Annotated in this window: 2 protein-coding genes; both read right to left on the bottom strand. The window is 66.1% G+C overall.

Annotated features, from left to right (window positions below; all coding sequences use genetic code 11):
• A partial coding sequence (locus A39O_RS0108995) for an LPD3 domain-containing protein (RefSeq protein ID WP_026199260.1) occupies positions 1–1,173 on the bottom strand: 1,173 nt, incomplete at its 3' end.
• Positions 1,170–1,485: DUF3310 domain-containing protein (locus A39O_RS32785; RefSeq protein ID WP_040527577.1), on the bottom strand; the 316-nt coding region annotated here is incomplete at its 5' end. The genes A39O_RS32785 and A39O_RS0108995, both read right to left, overlap by 4 nt.

Below are 1,485 nucleotides of genomic sequence, written 5' to 3'. Positions count from 1 at the left end.
CTGCACGATCAGATCCACGAGTTCCAGCCAATCCGCTGGGCGGTACTCGGTCAGGGGCTTGTTGAGCCGGGCCTTGACCGCCGCGATCTCGTCATCCGTCCAGGCATCGGCCTTACGCAGCAGGGCCACCGGCCGGCCCAGCCCCAAGGCCGCGAACAAGGCGTCCTGCGCCGCCTGGAGGTGGCGCGCCCCGGTCTGGTAGACCACTTCCACCAGGGTGCGCAGGTAAGGCGATTCGTGCGGGCGCCACAGCAGGGCCGCGTCGCGGTCCTCGGCAATGGCCTTGTGCAGCGTCTCCAGGGCATAGTCCGCGCAGTTGCAGGGGACGTGTTGGAGGTCGATGAGGACGGGTGTGGTGACGGGTGACTGCATGATGGGGACCCACGGGGCAAGGGACTTGCGAAAGAAGGTGTGCACCGCGCCCAGGCCGGGCTTGACTTTGAGGGCGTCAAGGATAAGCTGATGGTAGGCTTGAAGACGGCCGGGCACTCGGCCGCCGTGCGAGTCGGCGCGCCGCTCCGGAGGTTTACCTTCAAGCCTACCTATCTCGGGACTGACCGCGGCGTCGTAGTAAAAAGCGCCGTGGTCGTCCTCTTCCACATGCAGAATGGCCAGGGCCAGCCCACCGTTGTCTTCCACCGGAACGGCAAACTTGTGATAGGCCACAATATTGAGGCGATGCGCTTTGCGCGGGTCCGGCAACTCTGTCTTGAAATAAACCGCCCGCGACAAAGCCGATGGCAGACGGAACATTAACCGTGCTGCCCGCTCATCGCCCGTGTGACTCTTGGCGTGTTTCAGCCCTTTGGTTGAGAGTTCAATCAACGCCCCACTGCCGTGATTGACGATGGCGAGCCCCTGCGCGCGCATGTACGCCGCCGTCTGGCGAGCGGCGCGCAAAGCCTCGACCCGCAGCGTCGGTCCGGTCAGGTCCGGCAGACGCACCGCCGCTGTGCGCACCAACAGGTCGGCCGTCGCGTGCGCCAAGGCCGGGATGTGCGCCGCGTCCAGCGGGACCGCCGCCAAGGTCCTGCCGCGCTGTTCGCCCGTGGCGCGCACCGGCGCAAAGACGGACGCAAACCGCCCGCGTTGATCATGGTTGGGGTTGCCGCGTAACGCCTTCAATAGGGCGTCCAAGTCGCCTGGACGGCCAAGCGGGTGTAGCGCCGTCATTCCGGCGCCGGCTCCTCCGCATAGGCGGCGATCAGGCGGCTGAGGTAATGCCGCGCCTTGGCGTAGTCTTCCACTGCCTGCCCCGCTGTTGCCCCGGCACTGCTGCCCTTGGTCCCGGCCCGCGCCATGTACTTCAGCACATTGCCGCGCAGAAAACCGCGGAACTCCTCCGGCGTCATCCAGGCTTGCATCGCCTCCCAGGGCTGGATCTTCAGGCGAGCGTAGTGGTCGCCGCCGACTTGATAGGATGCTGCTGGTTCGCTCATCTTGCACACCAACCCGCCAGGGTGAAAGGTCAGCGGCGGGTCCGGG

The organism is Lamprocystis purpurea DSM 4197, assembly GCF_000379525.1.
Taxonomy (GTDB): Bacteria; Pseudomonadota; Gammaproteobacteria; order Chromatiales; family Chromatiaceae; genus Thiodictyon; species Thiodictyon purpureum.
Note: the sequence above shows the minus strand (reverse complement) of the source record. Positions and strands in the feature narration are given on the sequence as shown.